This window comes from Collinsella aerofaciens (genome assembly GCF_040915425.1).
Taxonomy (GTDB): Bacteria; Actinomycetota; Coriobacteriia; order Coriobacteriales; family Coriobacteriaceae; genus Collinsella; species Collinsella aerofaciens_BW.
The window spans coordinates 1-24,164 of record NZ_JBCPDN010000032.1 but is presented as its reverse complement, the minus strand read 5'-3'; the positions used below and the strand labels follow the sequence as shown (position 1 = coordinate 24,164).

General features: G+C 59.9%; 23 protein-coding genes. All 23 read right to left on the bottom strand.

Annotated elements, in window-relative coordinates; all coding sequences use genetic code 11:
* Positions 1 to 167 precede the first annotated feature (167 nt).
* Entirely contained in the window at positions 168 to 842 is a 675-nt protein-coding gene (locus AB5164_RS05865) for a DivIVA domain-containing protein (RefSeq protein ID WP_006234242.1), read from the bottom strand.
* Positions 843 to 903: 61 nt separating this feature from the next.
* Positions 904 to 1,170, bottom strand: coding sequence for a YggT family protein (locus tag AB5164_RS05860; RefSeq protein WP_488212537.1), 267 nt, complete (start codon positions 1,168 to 1,170; stop codon positions 904 to 906).
* Between the two features lie 36 nt (positions 1,171 to 1,206).
* Complete coding sequence (locus tag AB5164_RS05855; protein ID WP_055251691.1) at positions 1,207 to 1,929, bottom strand: cell division protein SepF; 723 nt, start codon at positions 1,927 to 1,929, stop codon at positions 1,207 to 1,209.
* Between the two features lie 60 nt (positions 1,930 to 1,989).
* Positions 1,990 to 2,727, bottom strand: a complete 738-nt coding sequence (locus AB5164_RS05850; RefSeq protein ID WP_148332193.1) for a YggS family pyridoxal phosphate-dependent enzyme — start codon at positions 2,725 to 2,727, stop codon at positions 1,990 to 1,992.
* 119 nt (positions 2,728 to 2,846) lie between these two features.
* Positions 2,847 to 3,704, bottom strand: a complete 858-nt coding sequence (locus tag AB5164_RS05845; protein ID WP_148332195.1) for a phosphate signaling complex PhoU family protein — start codon at positions 3,702 to 3,704, stop codon at positions 2,847 to 2,849.
* 92 nt (positions 3,705 to 3,796) lie between these two features.
* Entirely contained in the window at positions 3,797 to 4,600 is an 804-nt protein-coding gene (gene pstB / locus AB5164_RS05840; RefSeq protein ID WP_055309817.1) for a phosphate ABC transporter ATP-binding protein PstB, read from the bottom strand.
* A gap of 12 nt (positions 4,601 to 4,612) precedes the next feature.
* A complete protein-coding gene (pstA, locus tag AB5164_RS05835; RefSeq protein WP_006234250.1) occupies positions 4,613 to 5,518 on the bottom strand; it encodes a phosphate ABC transporter permease PstA in 906 nt (301 codons plus the stop codon).
* Positions 5,519 to 5,521: 3 nt separating this feature from the next.
* The gene (gene pstC, locus AB5164_RS05830; RefSeq protein ID WP_117840371.1) at positions 5,522 to 6,448 is read right to left on the bottom strand and encodes a phosphate ABC transporter permease subunit PstC; all 927 of its coding nucleotides are present in this window, start codon (positions 6,446 to 6,448) and stop codon (positions 5,522 to 5,524) included.
* Between the two features lies 1 nt (position 6,449).
* Positions 6,450 to 7,286 (bottom strand): phosphate ABC transporter substrate-binding protein, encoded by an 837-nt coding sequence (locus AB5164_RS05825; RefSeq protein ID WP_055251678.1) that lies wholly within the window; start codon positions 7,284 to 7,286, stop codon positions 6,450 to 6,452.
* Positions 7,283 to 8,083 (bottom strand): purine nucleoside phosphorylase YfiH/LACC1 family protein, encoded by an 801-nt coding sequence (locus AB5164_RS05820; RefSeq protein WP_368142623.1) that lies wholly within the window; start codon positions 8,081 to 8,083, stop codon positions 7,283 to 7,285. The genes AB5164_RS05825 and AB5164_RS05820 overlap by 4 nt, the downstream gene beginning before the upstream one ends.
* A 210-nt stretch (positions 8,084 to 8,293) precedes the next feature.
* A complete protein-coding gene (ftsZ, locus tag AB5164_RS05815; protein ID WP_022094491.1) occupies positions 8,294 to 9,448 on the bottom strand; it encodes a cell division protein FtsZ in 1,155 nt (384 codons plus the stop codon).
* A 199-nt stretch (positions 9,449 to 9,647) separates the two neighbouring features.
* Positions 9,648 to 10,667, bottom strand: coding sequence for a cell division protein FtsQ/DivIB (locus AB5164_RS05810; protein ID WP_368147888.1), 1,020 nt, complete (start codon positions 10,665 to 10,667; stop codon positions 9,648 to 9,650).
* A 193-nt stretch (positions 10,668 to 10,860) separates the two neighbouring features.
* The gene (gene murB, locus AB5164_RS05805; protein WP_368142621.1) at positions 10,861 to 11,772 is read right to left on the bottom strand and encodes a UDP-N-acetylmuramate dehydrogenase; all 912 of its coding nucleotides are present in this window, start codon (positions 11,770 to 11,772) and stop codon (positions 10,861 to 10,863) included.
* Positions 11,773 to 11,777: 5 nt separating this feature from the next.
* Positions 11,778 to 13,196 carry a UDP-N-acetylmuramate--L-alanine ligase gene (gene murC / locus AB5164_RS05800; protein WP_368142620.1) on the bottom strand — a complete coding sequence of 473 codons (1,419 nt, stop codon included), beginning with the start codon at positions 13,194 to 13,196 and terminating at the stop codon, positions 11,778 to 11,780.
* A gap of 97 nt (positions 13,197 to 13,293) precedes the next feature.
* Positions 13,294 to 14,409: an undecaprenyldiphospho-muramoylpentapeptide beta-N-acetylglucosaminyltransferase gene (gene murG / locus AB5164_RS05795; RefSeq protein ID WP_368142619.1), complete on the bottom strand. Its 1,116-nt coding sequence runs from the start codon at positions 14,407 to 14,409 to the stop codon at positions 13,294 to 13,296.
* Positions 14,399 to 15,892, bottom strand: a complete 1,494-nt coding sequence (ftsW, locus tag AB5164_RS05790) for a putative lipid II flippase FtsW (RefSeq protein WP_368142618.1) — start codon at positions 15,890 to 15,892, stop codon at positions 14,399 to 14,401. The genes murG and ftsW overlap by 11 nt, the downstream gene beginning before the upstream one ends.
* A gap of 36 nt (positions 15,893 to 15,928) precedes the next feature.
* Positions 15,929 to 17,335, bottom strand: a complete 1,407-nt coding sequence (gene murD, locus AB5164_RS05785; protein WP_368142617.1) for a UDP-N-acetylmuramoyl-L-alanine--D-glutamate ligase — start codon at positions 17,333 to 17,335, stop codon at positions 15,929 to 15,931.
* 9 nt (positions 17,336 to 17,344) lie between these two features.
* The gene (gene mraY / locus AB5164_RS05780) at positions 17,345 to 18,364 is read right to left on the bottom strand and encodes a phospho-N-acetylmuramoyl-pentapeptide-transferase (RefSeq protein WP_006234262.1); all 1,020 of its coding nucleotides are present in this window, start codon (positions 18,362 to 18,364) and stop codon (positions 17,345 to 17,347) included.
* Positions 18,365 to 18,367: 3 nt separating this feature from the next.
* Complete coding sequence (locus AB5164_RS05775; RefSeq protein ID WP_368142616.1) at positions 18,368 to 19,792, bottom strand: UDP-N-acetylmuramoyl-tripeptide--D-alanyl-D-alanine ligase; 1,425 nt, start codon at positions 19,790 to 19,792, stop codon at positions 18,368 to 18,370.
* 127 nt (positions 19,793 to 19,919) lie between these two features.
* Entirely contained in the window at positions 19,920 to 21,542 is a 1,623-nt protein-coding gene (locus AB5164_RS05770) for a peptidoglycan D,D-transpeptidase FtsI family protein (protein ID WP_217107885.1), read from the bottom strand.
* 260 nt (positions 21,543 to 21,802) lie between these two features.
* Entirely contained in the window at positions 21,803 to 22,273 is a 471-nt protein-coding gene (locus tag AB5164_RS05765) for a hypothetical protein (RefSeq protein ID WP_022094483.1), read from the bottom strand.
* A gap of 90 nt (positions 22,274 to 22,363) precedes the next feature.
* Entirely contained in the window at positions 22,364 to 23,329 is a 966-nt protein-coding gene (rsmH, locus tag AB5164_RS05760) for a 16S rRNA (cytosine(1402)-N(4))-methyltransferase RsmH (RefSeq protein WP_368142615.1), read from the bottom strand.
* 20 nt (positions 23,330 to 23,349) lie between these two features.
* The gene (locus AB5164_RS05755; protein WP_006234269.1) at positions 23,350 to 23,784 is read right to left on the bottom strand and encodes a division/cell wall cluster transcriptional repressor MraZ; all 435 of its coding nucleotides are present in this window, start codon (positions 23,782 to 23,784) and stop codon (positions 23,350 to 23,352) included.
* Positions 23,785 to 24,164 lie beyond the last annotated feature (380 nt).

Below are 24,164 nucleotides of genomic sequence, written 5' to 3'. Positions count from 1 at the left end.
AATTTAAACGGCTGAAAAAGGGGCATCGACCTGCGCCGATGCCCCCAACGTGGACACACATTTTGTCCTATAAGCCTCGGTTTTTTATGTTGCGCGCCCCGGTACAGTCATAAAAAAGGACCCGCAAACTGCGGGTCCTTTCTAGGCACTAAATTGTAGGCCGAATGTTAGTCCAGGTCGTCAGCGGCAAAGTTGTCAATCGGGGCGAAGGGATCGGCCACAGGGACAACCGGGTCAGCGACGGGCAGCGGCTCGGCGGGAACAGTCACCGCAGGAGAAGCGGCAGAACCGACCGGCGTGGAGGCCATGAGGTCGGCCGGGAAGGAGTTCTGGGCATCGTCCATAAAGTGCTGGATGAGCTTGAGGTACTCGGCCTTGAACTCCTCACGGGAAGCCTTCAGACGGTCGATTTCCTCGAGCTCGGCCTGCTTTTCAGTCAGAGCCTGGCGGATAACCTCGCGGGCCTTGGCGTCAGCCTCGTTGCGGATACGCTCAGCGTTCTCATTGGCATCGTTGACGATGGTCTCAGCGGTCTGCTGGGCAGCGATCAGGGCAGCGGAAATCTGGCGCTCCTGAGCGGAGAAGTCAGGGGCGGGAGCAGCCACGGGGGCGGCAGGAACGGCCTGGGCGGTGGCATCCTGAGCCTGGGCAAGCTGAGCCTGCGCATCGGCAAGCTGCTGCTCGGTAGCAGTCAGACGACCCTTAAGGTCGACGATCTTAGCGAGCATAGCGTCAACCTCGGAGGACAGCGTCTCCAAGAAGACGTCGACCTCAGCAGGATCGTAGCCACGCTTGGCCTCAGAGAAAGTCTGAGCCTGGATGTCTGCAGGGGTAATAGCCATAACAAGTCTCCTTTTTCATCGCCTCGGCGCTACACGCCCGACGTAAGTTACTAAGTCAGTTCTACACGAGTATACCTATAAGAAGCTGCAGAACCAGCCTCTGCACCAACTGCAACGCAATAATCGCAACGACCGGCGAAAAATCGATACCGCCCATCGGCGGGATGAAACGACGGAACAGGTTGAGCCACGGACCGCACACGCTATCGAGCACCGCGGCAATATCCTGAAGCAAACCACCCTGCTTCATGGGAATCCACGTCATAAAGCAGTAGACGACAATAAGCGTGGAATAGAAGTTGAACAGCGTGTTGACCAGCTGGACGATAGTGTAGATGTTGATGGGAATCTCCTCGTCTTGTCTTTACTTAAGGTAGCCGTCCGCACGAAGCTTCTTGAGATCGGAATCTTTGACCTCGCAACCGGCGGGCAGCACCATGAACACGCGGTCGCCCACCTCCTTGACCGTGGCACCCAGACCGCAGGCAAAGCCGTAAGAGAAGTCCAAGACGCGCTTGGCAACTTCGGTGCGTACGCCCACAAAAATCAGTGCGACAGGCTGCTTGGTGCGAACGCGGCGCACCACGGTCTCCACGTCGTCATAGCTCTCGGGGCGCAGGACATAGGCCGGCAGCTGCGGTGTGGCGTTGATGATATTGCTCGCATAGGCCGAGGCATCGCTCGGTGCAGGCGCGGGCGCAGCGGCGGCACGGGCGCGGGTGTTCTCGGCGTAGCTCGACGGCGTGTCATAGGCACCAGGACGATAACCGCTCGCAACACTGTCCTGCGAGCGCGAAGGCGGATTATACGTCGTGGCATGGCGGGAGTCATCGCCGACCAGCTGACCGGAGCGCGTATACACGGCAACCGACTCAGCTTCACCGCGGCGCGTCTGACCAAGCAGGCCGTTGCTCGGCTCGTCTTGGGTGTAGAAGCCCTCGCCCGAAGCACCGCTGTAGCCGTTGCCCTGATAACTATCGTCATAGCCGTCATCGTAGCCGTAGTCGTCGTCCTGGCCATAACCCTGGTCGTAACCCTGCTGGCCGCCCAGGTGCATTTTATTTTTAATCTCGTCAAGGAAGCCCATGGTTGTGTCCTCTCGCGGTTTAGTGCAGGCGCCCCGATAATCAGTGCGCACTTCAGAGCCTTATTTTACTGCAAACTCCGGGCTAAATACTACCCTGCCCAGGCGAACGAGCGTAGAGCCCTCCTCAAGGGCAGACTCAAAGTCCTCGCTCATGCCGCAGGAAAGCTCAGGCAGGTTCAAATCGGGATGCGCCGCCTCCAGCTCATCCCTCAGCTCACGAAGCCCCGCAAAGGTGCGGCGTGCCACATCCTTATTCCCCCGGGGCGCCATAGTCATAAGCCCCTGCACGCAAATTCCCTCAAGTTCCGCAAGCTCACCCGCGGCGGCGCGAATCTCATCGGGCGAAAAGCCTCCCTTCGACTCCTCACCACTCACATTGACCTCGATGAGCACACGCTGGGGGCCGGCGAGCTCGCCTGCCTCAATCTTGCGGACAGCACGGCTCGAGATCGCCTGCGCCAGATGCAGCGAACCCACCGAGTGAATCAGCTCGGCTGAGCCCAGCACCGCATTGATCTTATTGGTCTGCAGGTTGCCGATCATATCGAAGCGTACCTCGGGCAGCTCCGGATGCTCCGCCAGACCCGTGAGCTTGCGAACCAGCTCCTGCGGGCGGTTCTCGGCAAAATGGCGATACCCCGCCTGGATGGCGGCAACGGTCTCATCGACACCAACGGTCTTGGACACGGCAATGAGGCGCGCGGCGTCGTGGGGACGGCCTGCGCGATCGAGCGCCGCATAAAAACGTTCCAGAATCTGCTCGCGGCGAGCGCGCATCAAGTCCAAATAGTTATCCATTGCTAATCGCCTCCGCTGACAGCCAAACAAGTAGTCCCATGCTAACGCAAGAGCGCGGCCCCGCATGTGCAAGGCCGCGCTCACTTAGGTATTTACAATCTTTCGACGAACGGGGTTACTTACTCCTCGTCGTCCTCGCCATCGTCCTCATCCTCAAGATGATCGAGCAGGTAGCGAAGACCCTCGCTGACCTCGTTAGCGGGCACCTTGGCAACGTAGCGAGCGTCGACGGCGGGCCTCATGATAACACCCTCGCCCGAAGGCACGCGCATGCTCTCGAGCTCATCCTCATCAGTGCGGGCGATATCGCCGGCATTCATGCGCTGACCAGTCAACAGGAAGGTCAGACGGCAGGCGGCATCGATGGAAATCGAGGCGATGCGATCGAGGTAGCGCGAAACCATGATGGCGCGGCGCAGGTCGTCATAGTTGCTGTCGTCGTCCATAAAATCGCCCGTGTCCATGCGGTTAAAGGTGCGGAAGAACTTCTCGTACGCCGCATGCACCGGCTCGTCCTCGACGGCCAGGCTGCAGATGATGGACATGTCGTTAGTGACGAGCGCAGAAAGCGAAGAGCCCAGCACCTGGTAGACGGCCTCAGCCTCGGCCTCGACCGTACCGACGAGCTCCTGGGGCAGCGAGATGTCGGCCTTGATCATATGACGCGTGGCGCGGCAGATCTGGCGAACCTTATCGGTCATGCGCTGCAGGTTAAAGTCGACGTAGATAATCGTCTGCAGCAAGCGGAAGTCGGAGGCGACCGGTGACTGCGTGGCGATCAGGTTGTAGCACACGGCCTCCAGGTTAGCGCAGCGCGCGTCAATCGAAAGCGTGCGCTTCTTGGTCTTGGTGGCGAGCTTGCGGTCGTCGGTCACATAGGCCTTAACGGCATCGTGGAGGGCCAGATCGACGGCCTCATAGATGCTCAGCATCTCGTGACGGGCCTCGACGAGCTGACGGGAAAACAGTTTGCGCATGGTTCACTCCAATCAGTTGGGTGCGGTCATGCCGCCCGCACAGTGAATATACACCGGACCAGGTCCGATCAGCTTGGGACTAGTCGCACCGATCAGCCAAAGCGGCCGGTGATATAGTCTTCCGTCCGCGAGTCCACCGGACTGGTGAAGATCGCGTCGGTTTGACCATACTCGATGAGCGTGGCGGGCTCGCCGGCAACTTCCTGCAAGAAGAATGCGGTGTAGTCGCTAATACGAGCTGCCTGCTGCATTGAATGCGTGACGATGATGATCGTCATCTCGGGCGCCAGCTCGGCCATCAGATCCTCGACCTTAGAGACGGACGTGGGGTCGATGGCGGAGCAGGGCTCGTCCATCAGGAGGACATCGGGTTGCACCGCGAGCACGCGCGCGATGCACAGACGCTGCTGCTGACCGCCCGAGAGTGCCAAACCATCCTTGTTGAGCTGATTGGATACCTCTTTCCAGAGGTTGGCGCGCTTGAGCGATTCTTCCACGATGTCATCGAGGTCACTTTTGCTAGTCACGCCCTGCAGACGAGGGCCAAAGGCGACATTCTCGTAGATGGATTTAGGAAACGGGTTGGGCTGCTGAAAGATCATGCCCACGCGACGACGGAGATCGACCGGGTCGACACCCTCGGCATAGATATCGTTGCCGTCGAGCGTCATGGTGCCCTCGATGCGCGTGCCCTCGATCAGGTCGTTCATGCGGTTGATGCAGCGCAAAAACGTCGATTTGCCGCAGCCCGAAGGGCCAATAAACGAGGTGATGGCGTTTTTGGCGATGTTGAGGTCGAGCCCCGTCAGCGCATGAAAGTCACCGTACCAAAAGTTGAAATCCTTGGCCGTAATGGCCGCTTGCTCCAGCGTGGGAGCGGACTGATAAACGGACATGGGACTCCTTAACTAGCGACGCTTGCGCGACAGGAAGCGCGCAAACAGGTTGAAGGCCAAAATGATCACCATCAGCAAGAGCGCGGTGCCGTAGGCTGCGTTCATGTTGATGCCGTCGTTGGCAAGCAGGTACAGGTGAACCGTCATGGGGCGGCCGGAATCGAGCGGCGAAATAGGTAGATTGATGGCCTGCCCCATGGTGTAGAGCACCACCGCGGTCTCGCCAATGGCACGGCCGATGGCGAGGACGATGCCCGTGGCAATACGGCCAAAGGCAGAAGGAAGCACGATCTTGGAGACAACCTGCCACTTGGTGGCGCCCAGGCCGTACGCGCCCCAACGGATATAGCGCGGAACGGCGCGAATGGCCTCTTCGGTGGTGCGCATGACGATGGGAAGCATCAAGAGCGCGAGTGCCAGGGCGGCAGAGACCATCGAAAGGCCCAAGCCCATGGCCTCGACAAACAAGGCGTAGCCAAACAGACCCATAACGATGGAGGGCACCGAGGCCAAAGCGTCAGCAGCGTAGCGAATGAGCTCGACGACCTTGCCCTGCTTGGCGTACTCGGCCAGATAGACGGCTGCCAGCACAGCGATCGGCGTGCAGATAAGCATGGCGAGCGCCGTCACATAGACGGTCGAGACGATCGTGGGCCAAATACCGCCCTCGGCGTTGACGCCCTGGGGCCAACCGAAGATAAAGTCGAGCGAGATGTGTGGCAGGCCGTTGATGACCACGTAGGCGATGATAGCGACCAGCACCAGCGTGGTGATGTAGGCAGCGGCACGGAACACGCCAAGCATGATCTTGTTGGACAGGTCCTTGTTGATGCGGCCCTTCTTGCCGTGGGAAAGGGCACGCTTGATGCGCTCGCGCGACGAGGTCGTATCGACCGTCGTGTCAACGGAATCGGACATAGCCTACCCCCTCTTCTTCTTGGAAATCAGACGGACGATGCCCACCAGCGTGGCGGAGATGATAAACAGGACCACACCCATGCCGAACAGCGCCGAGCGGTGCAGACCCGAGGAATAGCTCATGTCGAGCGCAATCTGGCTCGTGAGCGTCGAGATGGGGCTCGCAATGCTGTCGGGAATAACCGGGGCGTTACCTACGACCATGAGCACGGCCATGGTCTCGCCGATGGCACGGCCCATACCCAGCACGATGGCATCAACGATACCCAGCTTCGCGGCAGGTAGCACGACCTTATAGATGGTCTGCCACTTGGTGGCGCCCATGGCATACGATGCCTCGCGAATGCCCATGGGAATGGAATTGAGAGCATCGATGGTGAGCGTGGTGATGGTAGGGACGATCATGATGGCGAGCACAAACCACGCCGTCAGCGCACCAAAACCAAGGCCGCCGGTCAGTTGTGCGATAAACGGGCGGATGATGATCATGCCGAAAAAGCCGTAGATGATAGAAGGGATGCCGGCCAGCAGGTCGACGGCAGGGCTGATGAGCTTGCGCACGCGCTTGCCGGCGATCTCGACCAGGTATACGGCCGTACCCACACCTAGCGGCACGCCCATGGCGAGCGCACCGACGGTCACCAGACCTGAGCCGGCAAGCAGCGACATGATGCCGTAGTGGCCCTCAGAGGGCGCCCACGTAAAGCTAAAGAAGTCCGCCAGACCGATGTCGGTAAAGACGGGCAGCGCCGAGTACGTGGTAAAGACAAAAATCAGGATGACGGTAACGACCGCCAAGAACGCGCAGGCAAAGAAGATCCACTGCAGCGCCTTCTCCTTGATATAGGTACTGCGCGATACGAGCGCCAGCTCGCGCTTCTTGGGCGTCTGAACATTCTGCTCAGTCTGGGAGTTTTCCTGTGCTTCCATGCTACTCACTCCCCTTCTCGTCGTTGGTGACGGGGATAAAGCCCGCCTCGCGAATCTGCTTGTCCATCTTTTCGGACGTCACGTAGTCGATGTAATCCTGCGCCTGCTGCGAAGGCGCACCCTTCACAAAGAAGTAAAGGTCGCGCGAGATGGGATAGCCGCCGCTCGCGACCGTCTTCTCGGACGCCTCAACATGATTGACCGAGACGGCCTTGACCGAGGTCTTGGCGTTGAGGCTATCGACGAAGCCCAGCGAAATGTAGCCAATGGCACCGCGCGAACGAGATACCACGTCGCGCACCTGGCCCGTGCCCGAAAGAACGGCCGAGCGGCGATCGAACGGGGTGCCGTCCATCACGATGGTGCGAAAGGCCTCACGCGTGCCGGACGCCTCATCTCGGTTGATAACCTGAATCCTCAGGTCCTCGCCACCGACTTCTTTCCAGTTGGTGATCTTGCCGGCGTAAATATCGCGGAGCTGCTCGGTCGAGAGGTTATCGACCGGGTTATCGTCGTTCACGATGACCGCGATACCGTCGTGGGCAATGACGATGGGAGTCAGGCCCAGATCCTGTTCGTCGGCATTGAGTCCACGGGAGGAGCTGGCGATATCGGCCGTGCCGGCGCTGACGGCCTCGATGCCAGCGGAAGAACCCAAACCGGAAACGAGCACGTCGATGCCGGTCTCCTCCTTAAAGCCCTCGGCCGCAATCTCGGCGATAGGAAGGCAGGTCGTGGAGCCAGCGACAGTAATGGAAGAGGTAGAAGATCCCGAAGAACAGGCGCACAGCGTAAGTGTAAGCACAGCGGCGCTCAGGACCGATACGATCTTTCTCATAGCATCACGCCGATCGCAGCATGGCGCCCACAGGTGCCGTCCTCGTTACGGTAGGAATAAAAGCGGTCGTTCTGACGCACGGTCGAAAGCTGGGTATCCACGATATTATCCGCGTCGACACCGACATCTACCAGCGCCTCGCGAATGGCAGCGGAAAGATCGAGCATGCGAGAGGCACTCGCATCGATGCAAGAGAACTCGGCGGCAAAGCGATCCATGAGTTCCTGGGATACCTCATATTCGTCACCCAAGATATGGGGGCCAATATAGGCGGAAACGTTGCTCGCATCGCAGCCGGCAGCATCGCAAAGCGCCTGGCACGCCTTGGCAGAAATACGTGCAATCGTGCCCTTCCAACCGGAGTGCACCACGGCAAATCCGCCAGGGGCCACCAGCACCACGGGAACGCAGTCGGCAAAGCAGAGCAGCACGGGCACGTTATGCGCCGTGCAGACGATGGCATCACAGCCCTCAGCAATCTGCTCGCGAACGTCCTCAAGGTCATCGGTGCCGTTCGAGGTCACCGCAACGATATGATCACCATGGACCTGATTGGGAACGAGCAGGTTGTGCTCGCACTCGGCGGCACCCATAGCTTCGAGCGCACGACGACGATTTTCTTGAACAGCAAAGGGGTCATCGCCAACATGCGAGCCCAAGTTGAGTGAGGAGTACGCATCTTCGGAAACGCCACCGGCGCGCTCGGTGAAGGCAAAGCGAACATCGGATGTCGCGCCCTCCACCAACGTAACTCCATCATGGTCGACACGCGAAACGTTGTCCGCACGTGCTGCCATACTAAAGCCTCCTAATAACACAAGTACCGCGGCATCGCCGCTACAGCCCGCGTTTATACGGCTGTCATACTTCTCTAAAAGGATACCTGCTGCGCTGGAGGCAATCGTAAAGGGAACGTAAAGAGATTGGAGGTTCTAGTTTACAAAGTCGAAATAAAAAGGGCGCGTCCATACGGACACGCCCCTGTGCAGAACAATGCAAAGAACGACTTAGAAGCTACCGCGCTTCAGGAAGTCGGGAAGCTCGAACTGATCGTTGCCGAAGTTAGGAAGCTCGGTGCCACCGACGTTGCGGGTCGGAGCGGCCTGAGCCGGGCTGGTGGCCGGAGCGGTGCGCTGCGGCTCAGCGGAAGCAGCGGCCTTGCTCTGAGACTGCTGAGCGGCAAAGAGCTCATCCTGACGGTTGACGTTGGAGTCGGAGAAGCCCGTAGCGATGACGGTGATACGCACCTGATCGCCCAGGGACTCGTCGACAACGGTACCGAAGATGATGTTGGCCTCGGGGTCGACGGCGTTGGCGACAACGTCGGCGGCGTCGCTGATCTCCTGGATGCCCAGGTCCTTGGAACCGGCGATGGAGAGCAGCACGCGTGTGGCACCATCGATGGAGCTCTCGAGCAGCGGGCTGGAGATGGCCTGCTGGGCTGCGTCGACGGCACGGGTATCCCCAGAAGAGGTACCGATACCCATCATGGCGGTACCGGCCTGCTTCATGATGGTCTTAACATCGGCGAAGTCCAGGTTGATGATACCGGGGACGGTGATGAGGTCGGTGATGCCCTGGGTGCCCTGGGAAAGGACGCCATCGGCAATCGCGAAGGCCTCGAGCATGGTGGTCTTCTTCTCGGCGATGTCGAGCAGCTTATCGTTAGGGATGACAATCATGGTGTCGACGCAATCGGAGAGGGTCTTAATACCCTCCTCGGCACTCTTCTTGCGCTTGCGGCCCTCGAAGGTGAAGGGCTTGGTCACGACGGCGACGGTCAGTGCACCGACCTCGTTCATCGCGATATCGGCAACGATGGGAGCAGCGCCGGTACCGGTGCCACCGCCCTCGCCGCAGGTGATGAACACCATGTCGGCGCCAGCAAGCGCCTCGGCAATGTCGTCGCGGGACTCATCGGCAGCCTTGCGGCCAACCTCGGGGTTGGCGCCGGCGCCCAGGCCGCGGGTAAGGTCGGTGCCGATGTGCACCTTGATATCGGCATCAGAGATCGCGAGTGCCTGAGCATCGGTGTTGATGGCAACAAACTCGACGCCGCGGATGCCCTCTTCGATCATTCGATTGACCGCGTTGGTACCGCCGCCGCCGACGCCGACCACCTTAATGACGGCAAGGTAGTTGTTGATCTCTGTCTCGTGCATGTCGGTCCTCCGAACAAAGGTTATAGCCATAGCATGGGTCGACCCCTGCGCACATTAACCTTCAGGTTGAAAGTAAATGCAAAGGTAAACCGTATTATGTTTGCACATTATGAACGTATCAGTCAAATAATTGACCGTGAAAACCAAACAAACCAGATAAACGGCGTGGTATGGCCCCTCAACAAAGCATCAACCAGCGCTACGAGGTCGGAGCATTCCTAAATGTGTAGTTGCCCGGAGAGCGCACATTGATATACGTTACGCCCTCTACCTGCGAAAGCAACTTGGTGACTACGCGTTCCTTCTTGGCGATATCGTTCGAATCGCCCAGCGACACCTCAATGCCGTTATTGAGGTTTGCCGAGATGGCTTCGACCGAAGGCGTGGAAATATCCTTGACTTGTCCCAAGAACTCGCTCGAAAAACCACGCACATAATCCAGGCCGGCCTTAACGGCTTTGGAGCTCACCGCCTGGCCGGAAACCGGAGCGACATCCGCCGAGACATCAGTCAACAGCACCGCGCCATAATGCTTAGCGAGCGCCAGCGCGGCATCGATTCCGGTCAAGGTATTTGAGCCCTGCCCTGTCGTGATGACGTTGCCTTGGTCGTCCACTTCGACCGACGTCGACAGTGGGGCGATCCAGGTGTCATCATCCCCGATGGCCCAGGCAAGGTCATCGGAGCTGATATAGGCAATTGCGATGACCTTGCGCTCCATAGGCGTAATGATGAGCGTATGCGGGAACTGGCGCTGGACATCCACGCCCGAGACCCACGGGTTCTGCTTGAGATCCTCGGTAATCTGGTCGGGATCGACGTTAAAAAGCGACGTTCCCTCGGGCAAATCGATCAGCTGGATAGCATCATGCTTGGTCACATGCTCGCTGCCTTGAATCTGAATATCAGTGGCGGTAAACAATCCAGAGTTGATCACCACGATGGCAACGACGACGAGCACGGCAAAGACGGCCAGAACGCCGCCCACAATTTTGCCTTTGCCTGTAACAACAGAAGCGGCGTCTGACGTTTTATTTGCCATCGCCCCAAGTGAAGACAACGGGTTGACGCCTTTTTTACCCGAAGGCTTCTTGGCGGTAGCCGGCACCGATGTCAGCGAGCGCGGTTTCGATGCGCCCAGCGTGCGACCGGGACGCACCGCTTTAGTTCCCGTCGAGGGCTTAGGAGTTGCCATAGGACGGGCAGGCTTGGCGGCCATAACAGACTTTGATGTCACCGAGGGACGCGAGGACTTTTTTGCGGCCGGACGATTACCGAGCTGAGAGCCGACGACCGGACGACCGGCCTGTCGAGCATGCCCGACAGACTTAGAGTGCGCGACGGTATTGCGTTGAGGTTTGGCAGGCGCGCCGGAACGCCCTCCGGCGCGGCGGAAGGTGGGTTTCGATGCTCTAGAAGCCGAGGAATTTAACTTCCGGTCTGAGCTCGATGCCATACGCCTCCCTCACCTTTCCGTGCACATGTCTGATAACCGCGGCAACGTCATCGGCCGAGGCAGTTCCGTTATTAACGATAAAATTAGCGTGAACGGGCGAAACTTCCGCGCCGCCAATCGAAAAACCCTTTAATCCACAATCCTCGATAAGCTTGCCCACACTCGCATCGGGCGGGTTGCGAAAGACCGACCCGCAGGATGCGCGACCCATGGGCTGCGTACGCTTGCGCCTCGTCAGGTACCGTTCCATGCGCTCGCGAATGTCGGCCTTGGGCGCCGGTTTAAGCTTGAGCACGCACTCGAGGATGATCTCATTGCGGGGAAGGCTACATTCGCGGTAGCCCCAAGTGATCTCGGACCCCGCATAATGCTTGATACCGGATGCCGGGTCAAACGTTACGACATCCTCAACCAGCGAGCCAATCCACTCGGTCCGTGTGCCGGCATTCATAGATATCGCACCGCCGACCGAACCAGGGATGCCAACGGCAAACTCAAGGCCCGAGAGGCTACGCGACAGGGCATCGTTGACCAGGCGCGCAAACATCACGCCCGCACCGACCGTCAGCGTATAACCGTCATCGGCAACAACCGTGCGCTGAAACTCACGTCCGAGCGAAATGACGGCGCCGCGATAACCGCCATCGGCAACCAGCAGATTGGAGCCCTTGCCGATGATGACCCACGGCACCTGCTCGCGATCGAGCACCGCCACGGCGCGGCGGAGGGCATGATAGCTGTGGCACGTCACAAAGAGGTCGGCCTTGCCGCCGATACGATAGCTCGTATGACGCGCAAGGCGCTCGTCCTCGATCACATCCGTGTCGATCATGCCCGAGAGCGCCATGACGGCGTTAAACAGACCCATTAGACTTAAGCGTCTTTCTTGGCAGTCAGATACTCAATGAACTCGGGACCGACGGTCGTAACGTCACCGGCACCCATAGTGAGCAGCAGGTCGCCCTCGCCCACCATCTGCTCGAGCTCCTGATTGAGCTCAAGACGACTGGAGCAGTACACGACCTCCTTGCCAGGATGCTTGGCGCGCACGGAATCGGCGAGCATCTTAGAGGTAACACCCGGAATGGGCATCTCGCCAGCCGAGAACACATCAATCAGCAGCAGTTTATCGGCATTGGCAAATGCATCGGCAAAGTCGTCGCACAGGGCCTGCAAGCGCGAATAGCGGTGCGGCTGGAACACGACGTCGACATGCTTGTAGCCCAGCGACGAAGCGGCAGCAAGCGTCGCCTTGATCTCGGTGGGGTGATGGCCGTAATCATCGACCACGGTGATGCCACCGATATCGCCCACGTGGGTAAAGCGACGGCGGACGCCCTCAAAGCTCGAGAGCGCCTTGGCGGCGGCGTCGATGTCAAGGCCCAGGACATGGGCGACGGTAAGCACCGCCGTGGCGTTGAGCATGTTGTGGCGACCGGGATTGCTCTTGATCTCCACGGCATGCTCAGTGCCGTCCTCAAAGCGAACGATAAAGTCACTCTGGATGCCCTTGACATCCGGGTGCATGCAGACGATGTCGTTGCTCTCGGCAAAGCCGTAGGAAAGCACGTGACGGCCCGTCGACTTGGCGAGCTCGACCAGATGCGGGTCCTCACCGCAGACGATGACGGTGCCGTCCTCGCCCACCAGGCTCATGAATTTGGCGAAAGTTGCCTCGATCTCCTCGATACCCGAGTAGTGATCGAGGTGATCGGCCTCGACGTTGGTCACAATGACCACGTTGGGGTTCAGGAACAGGAAGGAGCTGTCGGACTCGTCGGCCTCGGCGACAAAATAGTCGCCCGAGCCGTTCTTGCCGTTCGTGTCATAACCCTCAACGATGCCACCGATCAGGAAGCTCGGATCCAGACCCATGCGGTCGAGCATGGTGGCGCACATCGAAGACGTGGTGGTCTTGCCGTGCGTGCCGGCAACAGCGACGGTAGTGTAGCCGTGGCCCAAGGCAGAGAGCATCTTGGCACGGGGCCACACGGGAATACCAAGCTCGCGAGCGCGCACGAGTTCAGGGTTGGACTCCGGAATAGCGGTGGAGACAACAACCACGTCGGGCTTGACCTCGTCGATCGTGGCGGCCTCATGGCCCACATGCACCTTCACGCCAGCGCGGGTAAGCTGGCGGATATAACGTGACGTCTTAAGATCGGAGCCGGTAACGGCATAACCGCGCTCGTGCAGAACGAGGGCGATGCCGCTCATGCCGGCGCCGCCGATACCGATAAAGTGGGCGCTCTTAAACTCGGGCGCGGAGGTTGCAGTCTGGGAATCAGCCATGTGCTCGTGTACTCCTTGCGTAAACACTGCCTGTAACCCGTTAACTGTACCGCACCTACCGCATCAGCGCGAGGGCGACCGACGATATCCCGTCTAACTAACGCAAACCCTCTACCGCATCCGCCAGAAGAGCGGCGGCCCTATCCTGAGCCAGACCACGTGCCGCCTGACGCATGGCGTCGCGCGCCGCCGCGTCATCGACCAAGTGCAGCAGCTCATCGGCAAAGGCAGAACCATCGATATCGGTATCGGCGCAGAGCACACCGGCCCCGGCGTCGACCAGATAACGGGCATTGGTGGTTTGGTGGTCGGCCGTCGCATGCGGATACGGCACGAGCACCGAGGGCACGGCGAGCGCAGCGATCTCGGCCACGCTCGATGCGCCCGAACGTGAGAGCACCAAATCGGCAGCAGCCAGCATATCGCCCATGTTGTCGATGTAAGGCTGGACGCGGTAACGCTCCGCCTCCTCGGGCGTCAGCGCCAAAGCGCGCTCGGTCTCCTCAAAGCCGTCGGCACCCGTCGAATGCAACACATAGAGGTTCTTGCGCGAAAGCAGCTCGTTTTTGAGCGAAACCACGCGCTCGTTGAGGTGCTGGGCGCCAAGTGAACCGCCAAAGACGAGCAGCAGTGTAGCGTCCTCGGGAACGCCAAGTGCCTTGCGGCCGCGAGCGCGATCGCCCTCGATTACCGAGCGACGTACGGGGTTGCCGGTCATGAGCACGTGGTCAGAGTCACCTTCGCGCTCAAAGACCGAGCGCGCTGCCGGCACCGAGATGCACACGCGGGCGGCGTGGGAGTTCATCATCTTGTTGGCCAGGCCCGGAACTGAGTTCTGCTCATGCAGCAGATACGGAACGCCCGCGCCCTTGCACCACCCCAGCAGCGGAACCTCGACATAGGCACCAAAACCGATGGCAGCGTCGGGCTTGCCGACCTTTGAGAAATGACTGGCGAGCGCACGCTTGGCCTTGTTGACACGCCATAGCGAGGTCAGCGCCGTCCAAGGACGGGAGCGGTCGAAGCCCGTGACCGTAATGGGCACAAAATCAAATCCAGCCTCGGGGACCAGACGACCCTCGAGCTTGCGCGACTGGCCCACGAACACAACGTGGTGGCCACGATCACGCAGCTCTTCGGCCAAGGCGAGCGCGGGGTTGATGTGTCCTGCCGTGCCGCCGGCTGCAATAGCAACGGTCATCTTATCGGTCATGGTAGTCCCTTCGTACACGCGGTCCCTGGTCGTCGGTGCGCAGACGCGCCGACGGGTCCGAGTTCAAATCGATTCGATTATATCCGCCGCCCGCGTTGCGAGGGCTGGGGCGCTGAGGACGACCTTGCGGCGCCGTTCGCTGACGCGGGCGGGCTGCCGGCTCGGTCGCAGAGCCATCCAGGACGGTAAAACCGTTACGCGTAGATCGCTCGCCGCGCACGTGGGGCACGCCGGCGGTGCTCTCATCCATAACGGCAAAGCTCTCGCGGCGACGGTCGTACTCATCGCGACGGGCGCTCTCATACGAAACGCGCAGGATCAGACCGGCGAGCATAAGCGACACAATAATCGAAGAGCCGCCGTAGCTAATAAACGGCAACGGTTTGCCCGTCATGGGAAACACGTTGAGGATGCCCAGCGCGTTAATCAAAAACTGCACCGCGAGAATGACCGCGGAGCCAGACGCCATGAGCGCACCCCGACGATCGGTCGCCTGCTCGGCAATGCGAAACGCCGAGTAGATCAGCATCGCAAACACCAAGAAGAACAGCACGGTTCCGACAAAACCGACTTCCTCGCCAATGATGGCCAGGATGTAGTCATTGTGCGCCTCGGGCAGATACGAGTACTTCATGGTTGAGTTGCCGATGCCACGGCCGAACAGACCGCCCGAGGCAAAGGCCATGATGGCAAGCGTGGCCTGATAGCCGTCACCATACTCGTCGGCCCAAGGGTTCAAGGCAACCTGAATACGCACCATACGGTACGGCTCTGCAACAAGCGCAATCACGATCACGAGAATGCCGAAGATTAGCACGCCGATGATAAATCTGGGGTCGAGACCCGCAAACAACGCCATGCACATGAGGGTCAACAGGATGATCAGGACAGTACCGAAATCGGGCTGGATAAAGATCAGAAAGAGCGAAATGCCCAAGTAGATGCCCATCTTGCGAAGGAATTCGTTGATGTTGCCACCGGGCGAAAAGAAGCGATCAAGCATGATGGCCGAATACGCAATGGCAAATGGCTTTAAAAACTCGGAAGGCTGGAACTGAATACCGGCGATGTTGAGCCAGCGCGTGGCGCCACGGCTGCCGCTGCCCACCAAGAACACCAGAAACAATAGCCCTATCATGCCGATGAGGAAGATCCTGAGCACATCCTCCCCAAACCAGCTGTCCGGCAAAACGCGCACGATGGCAATCAGCGCCAGAACACCGACCACGGCAAACGCGGCCTGTCGACCCAGAAAAAACGTCGCCGAGCCATTCTCGTGCAGCGCCTCGACCGAAGACGCCGAGTACACCATCAGCAGGCCAAAGCATACCAAGGTAAACAAGCAGGCCATGAATATCAAACGGGGACGCATGATGCGGGCGGGAACGCCGGCAATATAGCGTTCGCTAAACGACTGCCCGCCGCGACCGGAACGCGGTGTGCTGCGCCGCGAGGAGGCACGGTCCGAGTCGGGCCTCCTCATACCTTGTCGGGGGCTCTCCTCTCTCACCGGCAACCCCTATTCCATTTGCGATTTCGCCGCAGCGGCAAGCTGGGCCACATAGTCCTTAAACACGCGGCCGCGCTCCTCATAGCCCGAGAACTCATCGAACGAAGAGCAGGCAGGAGAAAGTAAGATCACGTCGCCACGGCTCGACAGCGAACGGGCGACGTCCACGGCATCGCGCAGGTCATCCGCCTGGGCGATATCCACATCGCCATCGACATCGGCCTCGTCCATAGCGGCGGTGAAGCGCTCGCGCGCATCGCCAAAGCAGACGACCGAGCGCACGTTGTCCATAACAACGCGCGCGAAGTCCGTGAGCGGCGTGCCCTTATCGTGGCCGCCGAGCAGCAAGATCACGTCGTCATCGGGAAATGCCGTCAGCGCCTTCTCGACCGCATCGGTGTTGGTCGCCTTGGAATCGTTGACGTAGCGCACGCCGTCAATCTCGCCACACGGCTCCACGCGGTGCTCGAGCGGCTGGAACGAGGCCAGACCGCGGCAGACACCATCGACATCGGCACCGACTGCCAGGGCAGCCGTGGCAGCGCACAGGGCATTGATAACATTGTGATGGCCCGAGATCTTGAGCTCGGATGTAGCGATGAGCGGGGTCTCGACGCCCTTCAGGCGCACGACCATCTTGCCGTCGCGCACAAAGGCGGCATCCTCGCCCTCAGGCTCGTCAAAGGCAACCTTGCAGATGCGACGACCCGGCGTGTAGATGTACTCATCGAACTCGTGAATGCCGGCGTCTTCGACGTCGACAACCGCCAGATCGTCATCGACCATATTGTCAAACAGTTTGATCTTGGCAAGCGCATAGTTCTTATGGCTCTTATGCCAGCCCAAGTGGTCGGGAGTGATGTTGAGCAGCACCGCCACGCGAGGGTGGAGCTCGGCGGTCGTAGCAATCTGATAGCTCGAGAGCTCAGCCACAAACCACTCGTTGCGGGCTCGGCCGTCAATCTCGTTGACCGGCGGCTCGCCGATGTTGCCGACAGCAACGCTGGCCTCGCCGGCAGCCTTGAGCAGATAATCAGTCAGCGACGTGGTAGTCGTCTTGCCGTTGGTACCCGTAATGGCAATCCAGTTATCGGGCGACAGGCGATAGGCAAACTCGGGCTCACCCATAATCTGAGCGGCATGCTCGCGCCCGGCCTTAAAGAAGCCCGAGAACTCCGAGATGCCCGGGCACGTCACGCATACGTCATAGGCGCCCTCGACCTGTTCGGTCCCATAGACAAACGACGCACCAGCAGCCTCGAGCGCACGCGTGGCGTCATTGGGCTCAGAGGTGCCGCCGCCATACACGGTAACGGCGCTTACGCGCTCGGGATGTGCCAGCGCCCAGCGGGCGACATCGAGACCGGATTTGCCCTGACCCAAAACGAGCAGGCTAAAGACATCAGCAAGAGGCATGAAAGACCACTATCCCAACTGGAAGAACAAAGCAAGGCCAACGGCACCAAAGGCCGCAGCGATAATCCAAAAACGGATGACGACCTTGGTCTCGGCCCAGCCCTTCTTTTCGAAATGATGATGGATGGGCGCCATAAGGAAGACGCGCTTGTGCGTAAAGTGGAAGTAGACAACCTGAATCATGACCGACAGGGTCTCAACGATAAACAGGCCGCCGATGATGAGGGAGACGACCTCGGTGTTGGTCATGATGGACGTGCAGGCAAACGCGGCGCCCAGGGCAAGCGAGCCGGTATCGCCCATAAAGATGCTCGCCGGATAGCAGTTGAACCACAGAAAGCCCAAGCAGGCACCGGCACACGCGGTGCAGAAGATGGACAGGTTCACGTCTCCGTGCAAAAACGCCATGGCGGCCATGGCGAGCATGGCAATCATGGAGGTGCCGCCAGCAAGACCGTCAAGGCCATCGGTCAGGTTCACGGCATTAGAAAGACCGGCGATCATCAGCCAGCAAAAGACAATGTAGAGCCACGGGAACGAAAGGCCGCAGATGGTGGTCGAAAGAACACCGAGGTCAATCGTCAGGCCGCCGGGAAAACGAATCTCGGGGGCGACGCCGCACCAGTTGACGGCAAGTACCGTAAAGGTGACGCAGATAATGGTTAGGCCGATCATCTTGGCATGAGGCGTCAGACCGAGCGAGCGCCCATGCGTAACGGAGGTCAGGTCGTCGATCAGGCCCAGCACGCCGGTCGCCAGCGTGGCGAGGAGCACGAGCACGAGCTCGGTAGTGAGCTTGCCCATCAGCAGGCAGGTCAGCGAGATCGCGACGAGGATGACAACACCACCCATGGTGGGCGTTCCCTGCTTAACCAAATGACGCTTGGGGCCATCGGCACGAACCTGCTGGCCGATACCCTCGACCTTGAGCAGCTTGATCCACCACGGCATGAGCAGCAGCGCAATGGCGGCGGCGATGCCAAGCCCCAAAAAAGCCTGATACGTTGGATACGAGGGATTGCCGAACATGGGCTAGCACACACCTTCCACAAAGCGGTCGAGCTCAACAAAGCGGGAACCCTTGACCAGTACAACATCATGTTTTTCAAGCGCGCCGCCCATGCGGTCGAGCACCTGCTGATAATCGGAGAACACCTGGATGCGGTCCTCGTCCATACCCATCATGCGCGCGGCATCGGCCATAAGCTGGGCCAGCTCACCACCCACGCACGCAAGCATGTCGAGCTTCTTGGCGGCGGCATAGGCGCCCACGAGCTCATGCATGCGAGGAGCCTCATCGCCCATCTCGCCCATCTCGCCCAGGATCGCCATGCGAGACCCCGTGCACGAAAGCGAGCACAGCAGATCGAGGCCAGCAGCCATGGATTCGGCACTGGCGTTATAGGAATCGTCGATGACGCGGGCACCGCTCTTGGCGCGCTTAATCTCCTGGCGGTGACCGGTGATCGTGAGGCCCCTAAAGGCAGTATCGATCTGCTCGGGCGTCACGCCCAGGCGATAGGCAACCGCGGCGGCCTTAACGGCATTAGGAACGGACTGCACGCCGGGGATGGCAAGCATGGTATCGATCGTCTCACCCTGGCCAAAATCGAGCGTAAAGACCGGACGGCCCTCGTCATCAACACGAATGTCGCGGGCACGGACCTCATCATCGTCCGAGACGCCGGCCAGCATCACGTCGATACCAGCAGGCTGGGCGAACGTATCGCGAATGAACGGCGTAAAGTCGTCCTCGCCGCCCAAAACCAGCAGCGGCAAGAAGTCGCCAGCGGCGCACATACCCTGGACAATCTCGGCCTTAGCGCGGGCGATGTTCTCGCGGCTACCCAAAATGCCGATATGAGAGGTACCAATCTTGCTCACGATGGCAAGGTTGGGATTGGCGGACTGGGACAGGCGCTCGATCTCGTGGAAATGGTTCATGCCCATCTCGAGCACCAGGACCTCGGTATCGGCCGGAGCGGAAAGCACCGTGAGCGGCATGCCGATCAGGTTATTGAAATTGCCCTTGGTGGCCCAGACGCGATAGCGCTTGGCGAGCACGGCGGCGAGCACGTCCTTGGTCGTCGTCTTGCCGATGGAACCGGTAATACCGACGACCAGGCAGCCAAGCTCCAGACGGTACGTGTGCGCCAAACGCAGCAGAAACTCCTCGGGATCATCGGTCAGCAAGATGGCACAGCCCTTGTCCTGCGCCAGCGAGACCAGCTCGGCCTCAGGCTCACGCGTCATCACGACGGCGCCGGCACCCGACTGGACGGCACGGGAAGCAAAATCATTGCCGTCGACGTTTTCACCGGGAAAGGCGACGAAAATCGTCCCTTCCTCGACCTGGCGCGAGTCGATAACGCACCCGCGGCATACCTGATCGGCTTCTCCCGTCACGGTTCGGGCCCCTGTTGCGGCCGCGAGGTTGTTGACGGCGATCTCTATCATTGCAGCTCCCCTGTAAACCTAATAATGCTATCGGCGTATTGTATCCCAGCGCCGCGCATGCGTGGTGCAGGGCATGTGAACACCCCTCATATGGGACAACAAACCACGCCCCAAAGATTGTAACCCCCTACTTCGTGTGCGGGATACCCAGCACGTCGAGCGCGTTGGCCATAATGGACTGGAACGGCACCGCAGCGGCATCTGAGCCGCTCGGCGTTCCGTCGAGCGTGATATAGCACAGCACCTTGGGCGATTGTGCCGGTGCAAAGCCCATAAAGGACGACATGTAGTTCTCCTTGAGGTAGCCGCCGTTCTCGTCGGCTCGTTCGGCCGTACCGGTCTTACCCGCCACGTCATAGCCGTCAACCGCGCCGCCAACGCCCGTTCCCTCGGACACGACCGTCTGCATGCACGATGTCACCTGGGATGCGGCGTCCTCCGAAATCGCGCGCTCGCCTTCGCCCCAGTCCTTCTCGTCGCCTTTGCTGGACTTATAGAAGTGCGGGGTCATCATCACGCCGCCGTTGGCGATGCCGCCCACGGCACGTGCGACCTCAATCGGCGAGACGGACAGCGCCTGTCCAAAGCTCATCGATCCCAGCGTGGCGCCGTCATACTGGTCACGCTCCTTGACGATGCCCAGGCTCTCGCCCGGAAAATCGACACCGGAGCTGTGACCGATGCCCCACTTGTCCACATAGGCGGCAAAGTCGTCGGCACCGATTTTGCGCCCCACCAGGACAAAGCCCACGTTGGACGAACGGCGCATCATCTCGCGCACATCCATGGTCATGGCATAGTCGCGCTTGTCGGCATCGGTGACGGTATCGTCGCCCACCTTGATGCTCGCCGGCACCTCAAACGACGTACTCGATCGCACGACGCCCAAGTCGAAGCCGGCGCCCGCCACGAGCGTCTTAAAGACCGAGCCGGGCTCGTAGGCGTCGGTGACCAGGCGCAGGTTCATATCCTCGGTCTTGGCGTTCTCCAGATCGGTCTGGTCGTAGGTCGGGTACGAGCAGGCGGCGAGAATTTCACCGGTCGTGGGGTCGGTGACCAAAGCCGAGCCGTTCTTGGCCTTTGTCTTCTCGACAGCCTCTGCCAGAGCATCCTCAGCCGCTCGCTGGATATTAACGTCGAGCGTCGTCACGATGTCAACGCCGTCGACCGCAGCCACCTTTTTATAGGCACCGCCCGCGATATAGCTGCCGTCCCTCGCGCGCTCGCGTACGAGAGAACCGTTCGTGCCGGTCAGAAGCTTGTTGTATTGCTTTTCGAGACCCGTCAAGCCGTCGTTGTCCACATTCACTACACCCAGCACCTGCGATGCCAGATTGCCGTATGGATATACACGCTTCATAGCCTGCTCGAAAAGCACGCCGGGCAGGTTCTTCTTCTCCAACGCCGCAGCATCGTCTTCGTCCACTTGGCGCTTGATATACACCCAGGTGCCATCGGACTCGACGAGCTTACGGCACGTCTTTTTATCGATTCCAGTTGCCTTGACCAGCGCCGACACCGTCTTGTCAACATCCTCGACAAGCTGCGGGTTCACGGCGATGTTGCGACATTCGACCGACGACGCCAGCACGTTACCGTTGCGGTCGTAGATGGTGCCGCGTTTGGCATAGAGAGTCTGCGCAAGCAGGCGACGCGCATCGGCACGCTCGCGCAGTTTATCAGCTTCGACAATTTGATAGTCGGCAAGGCGAAAGACGCCCAAGCCCAAGCCAAGCCCAATGAATCCCATGACGGCTTTGCGGCGAGGCAGAGGCGTGCCCGTGAGCCATTCGGTCGACGAACTCTTGCGCGACCTGGTGTTATGCACTTGAGGGCCGCCCGAGCCGCGAAGTCGCGACGCCGGGTCGTTGCCACGGGACTGCCCGGCGTTGTAAGATTGCCGACCCGTTCCTTGATAACCAGAACGTCCCCGCGACGAGGGACGTCCAGAACCGCGGCCCCCATCGGAACCGCGGCGATAGTCATTTGTCATACTCAGCTACCGTCTTGCTACTGAGCGGTCGCGGTCGCGTTGGCGCCCGCGGCTGCATCCTGCGAAAAGTCAAGTGTAACGCTCTCGCTGGGCTCCACCATGCCATAAGCGCCCGCAAGGTCGCGAATGCGCGTGTCGGCGCCATAGACCGAATGCATGACCTCCAGGTCGGAGCTCTCATCGGTCGCCTTTTCGAGCGTATTGGTAAGCTCGGCGTTGCTGTTGAGCACCTGGGCCGTGACGCCGGCGAGCGCCACGCGGGCGACGCCGATCGTCATGAAGATAGCCGCAATGATGCAAAACGTTTTAAGAACGCTCATGAAAACCGGGCTTACCGCCTGGTTTGCCTGACGGCCCGCGCCCGTGTAGACATCAAAGCGCGGCGTGCGCTGCTCACGGGGAGCAACGGGGGCCTGCGGCGTCTCACGATAGGCGGGCATGGCGTTCATATCATAGGCGAGTGCTGCGCTTGAAGTGTTGTAGCCCATGATATGCCGCCTCCCATCCCGAGTACGTTGGTAGTGTGTTTAAGCTTCGTTTATGGTGCGAGCGGGAGGTCCAATATCGCGCAGTCGCGCCTACAGACGCTGCGCCACGCGGATTTTGGCTGATCTCGCCCGAGGGTTGCGCTCAACCTCATCAGGCTGGGCAACCAAGGGTTTGCGGGTGATGACCTTGAGTATCGGCACGTTGCCGCACATGCACACCGGAATCTCCGGCGGACACGTGCACCCCTGGCTCATCTCCTTAAAGTGGTTCTTTACGATACGGTCCTCGAGCGAGTGATAAGAGATGACGCAGATACGTCCGCCCGGGTTGAGCCACCTGGTGGCGGCATCAAGCCCTCGTTCGAGCACATCGAGCTCGTGATTGACCTCGATGCGAATGGCCTGGAAACTTTTCTTGGCCGGGTGTCCGCCATGCCGACGAGCGGCAGCCGGGATACCCGCCTTGATGATCTCGACAAATTGGCCGGTGGTTTCGATCGGTTCTTGCTCGCGGCGGCGCACGATCTCGCGCGCGATCTGCGAGGCGAACTTCTCTTCGCCGTAGACGCGTAGAATCCGGGCGAGGTCGTGTTCGTTATAGGTGTTGATGACCTCAGCTGCGTTTAAGGTGTTATTACCCGGATCCATCCGCATGTCCAATGGGGCGTCCTCGTTATACGAAAAGCCCCTGCCAGGGATATCGAGTTGCGGTGACGAAACGCCCAAATCGAACAGGAAGCCATCGACCCCGGGCACCTCGGCCGAGCAAAGCAGCTCGTCCAAGTCGCCGAAGTTGCCCTTCAGCAGCTGGTGCGGAACGCCGGGAACCTCGCGGTCCAGACGGGCGCCAGCGGCCTCGAGGGCCATGTCGTCCTGATCGACGCCGAGCAAAAGGCCCGTCTCCCCCACCTGCGCGGCCATCTTTACCGAATGGCCGGCACCGCCAAGGGTGCAATCGCAGACAACGGAGCCGCTCTTTAGCCGCAGCGACTCAAGCACTTCGCCGAGCATGACAGGTTCATGCCGATATTCTTGTGTCAAGATCCCACGCTCCATCCGTTACCCGTGCCTCGCCCTTACGAGAAGAAGAGGTCCAGCAGGGCCTCATCGTCATCGTCCTCATCGGCCGCGGCGCGATCCCAAACCTCAAGGTGGTCGTAGTTGCCCACAACCGTGACCTCACGGTCGAGGTTCGCCTGCTTGCGGAGAGACTCGGAAAGACCGATACGACCGGCGCTGTCCACGTCCATCGACGTGGTGCGCTTGTTGATCGCCCTCATGAGCTTCTGGTCGTTAATGTCACGCGGGTTAAAACCCTCGTGGCCCTCACGACCCGCGAAGAGTCCTTCGACCCACTTATCGAAGGCCTCGGCAGAGAACACGTACAGAGCATCGACATCCAGGGCTTTGAACACGCGAACGTGCTCTCCAAGCTCCTCGCGAAGGGGTGCAGGCAGGGACAGACGACCTTTTGCATCGAGATTGCGCTCGTATGCACCAGTCATTCCCATGTGCGCCCTCCCCTCGGTTACTCAGATGGCACGTACGCGGGGAACCACCCCGCCTGTCGACGTCATTAATAATATGGGGAACCGCCCCATTTTTCAACACCTTTCCCCACCCCTTCCCCCACCCCGCCCCACCACTCCACCCACCATATATCGCAAAACACCCCCAAGCATATGTTCGAAAACACAATATGTTGTGTTTACAGCAACGGCGGGATGCCACCTGTGGCACCCCGCCTTTCAACCTCAACCTTCAAGTTGACCTTGAGGCGATTTTTCGTCCCTTTACACGCCGTTCACATCGCCCCCAAACTCCCCCACCCACGGTACACACGGCCCACCACCGCGTCGGTGTCTGGCGAAAAATGGGACGGGCCCCAGAT

What these genes read in the sequence shown, in the direction of transcription:
- AB5164_RS05865 (WP_006234242.1), bottom strand. Translation starts at nt 842, where the DNA reads ATGGCTATTACCCCTGCAGACATCCAGGCTCAGACTTTCTCTGAGGCC.
- AB5164_RS05855 (WP_055251691.1), bottom strand. Translation starts at nt 1,929, where the DNA reads ATGGGCTTCCTTGACGAGATTAAAAATAAAATGCACCTGGGCGGCCAG.
- AB5164_RS05850 (WP_148332193.1), bottom strand. Translation starts at nt 2,727, where the DNA reads ATGGATAACTATTTGGACTTGATGCGCGCTCGCCGCGAGCAGATTCTG.
- AB5164_RS05845 (WP_148332195.1), bottom strand. Translation starts at nt 3,704, where the DNA reads ATGCGCAAACTGTTTTCCCGTCAGCTCGTCGAGGCCCGTCACGAGATG.
- pstB (WP_055309817.1), bottom strand. Translation starts at nt 4,600, where the DNA reads ATGTCCGTTTATCAGTCCGCTCCCACGCTGGAGCAAGCGGCCATTACG.
- pstA (WP_006234250.1), bottom strand. Translation starts at nt 5,518, where the DNA reads ATGTCCGATTCCGTTGACACGACGGTCGATACGACCTCGTCGCGCGAG.
- pstC (WP_117840371.1), bottom strand. Translation starts at nt 6,448, where the DNA reads ATGGAAGCACAGGAAAACTCCCAGACTGAGCAGAATGTTCAGACGCCC.
- AB5164_RS05825 (WP_055251678.1), bottom strand. Translation starts at nt 7,286, where the DNA reads ATGAGAAAGATCGTATCGGTCCTGAGCGCCGCTGTGCTTACACTTACG.
- AB5164_RS05820 (WP_368142623.1), bottom strand. Translation starts at nt 8,083, where the DNA reads ATGGCAGCACGTGCGGACAACGTTTCGCGTGTCGACCATGATGGAGTT.
- ftsZ (WP_022094491.1), bottom strand. Translation starts at nt 9,448, where the DNA reads ATGCACGAGACAGAGATCAACAACTACCTTGCCGTCATTAAGGTGGTC.
- AB5164_RS05810 (WP_368147888.1), bottom strand. Translation starts at nt 10,667, where the DNA reads ATGGCCGCCAAGCCTGCCCGTCCTATGGCAACTCCTAAGCCCTCGACG.
- murB (WP_368142621.1), bottom strand. Translation starts at nt 11,772, where the DNA reads ATGGGTCTGTTTAACGCCGTCATGGCGCTCTCGGGCATGATCGACACG.
- murC (WP_368142620.1), bottom strand. Translation starts at nt 13,196, where the DNA reads ATGGCTGATTCCCAGACTGCAACCTCCGCGCCCGAGTTTAAGAGCGCC.
- murG (WP_368142619.1), bottom strand. Translation starts at nt 14,409, where the DNA reads ATGACCGATAAGATGACCGTTGCTATTGCAGCCGGCGGCACGGCAGGA.
- ftsW (WP_368142618.1), bottom strand. Translation starts at nt 15,892, where the DNA reads ATGAGGAGGCCCGACTCGGACCGTGCCTCCTCGCGGCGCAGCACACCG.
- murD (WP_368142617.1), bottom strand. Translation starts at nt 17,335, where the DNA reads ATGCCTCTTGCTGATGTCTTTAGCCTGCTCGTTTTGGGTCAGGGCAAA.
- mraY (WP_006234262.1), bottom strand. Translation starts at nt 18,364, where the DNA reads ATGTTCGGCAATCCCTCGTATCCAACGTATCAGGCTTTTTTGGGGCTT.
- AB5164_RS05775 (WP_368142616.1), bottom strand. Translation starts at nt 19,792, where the DNA reads ATGATAGAGATCGCCGTCAACAACCTCGCGGCCGCAACAGGGGCCCGA.
- AB5164_RS05770 (WP_217107885.1), bottom strand. Translation starts at nt 21,542, where the DNA reads ATGGGATTCATTGGGCTTGGCTTGGGCTTGGGCGTCTTTCGCCTTGCC.
- AB5164_RS05765 (WP_022094483.1), bottom strand. Translation starts at nt 22,273, where the DNA reads ATGGGCTACAACACTTCAAGCGCAGCACTCGCCTATGATATGAACGCC.
- rsmH (WP_368142615.1), bottom strand. Translation starts at nt 23,329, where the DNA reads ATGGAGCGTGGGATCTTGACACAAGAATATCGGCATGAACCTGTCATG.
- AB5164_RS05755 (WP_006234269.1), bottom strand. Translation starts at nt 23,784, where the DNA reads ATGGGAATGACTGGTGCATACGAGCGCAATCTCGATGCAAAAGGTCGT.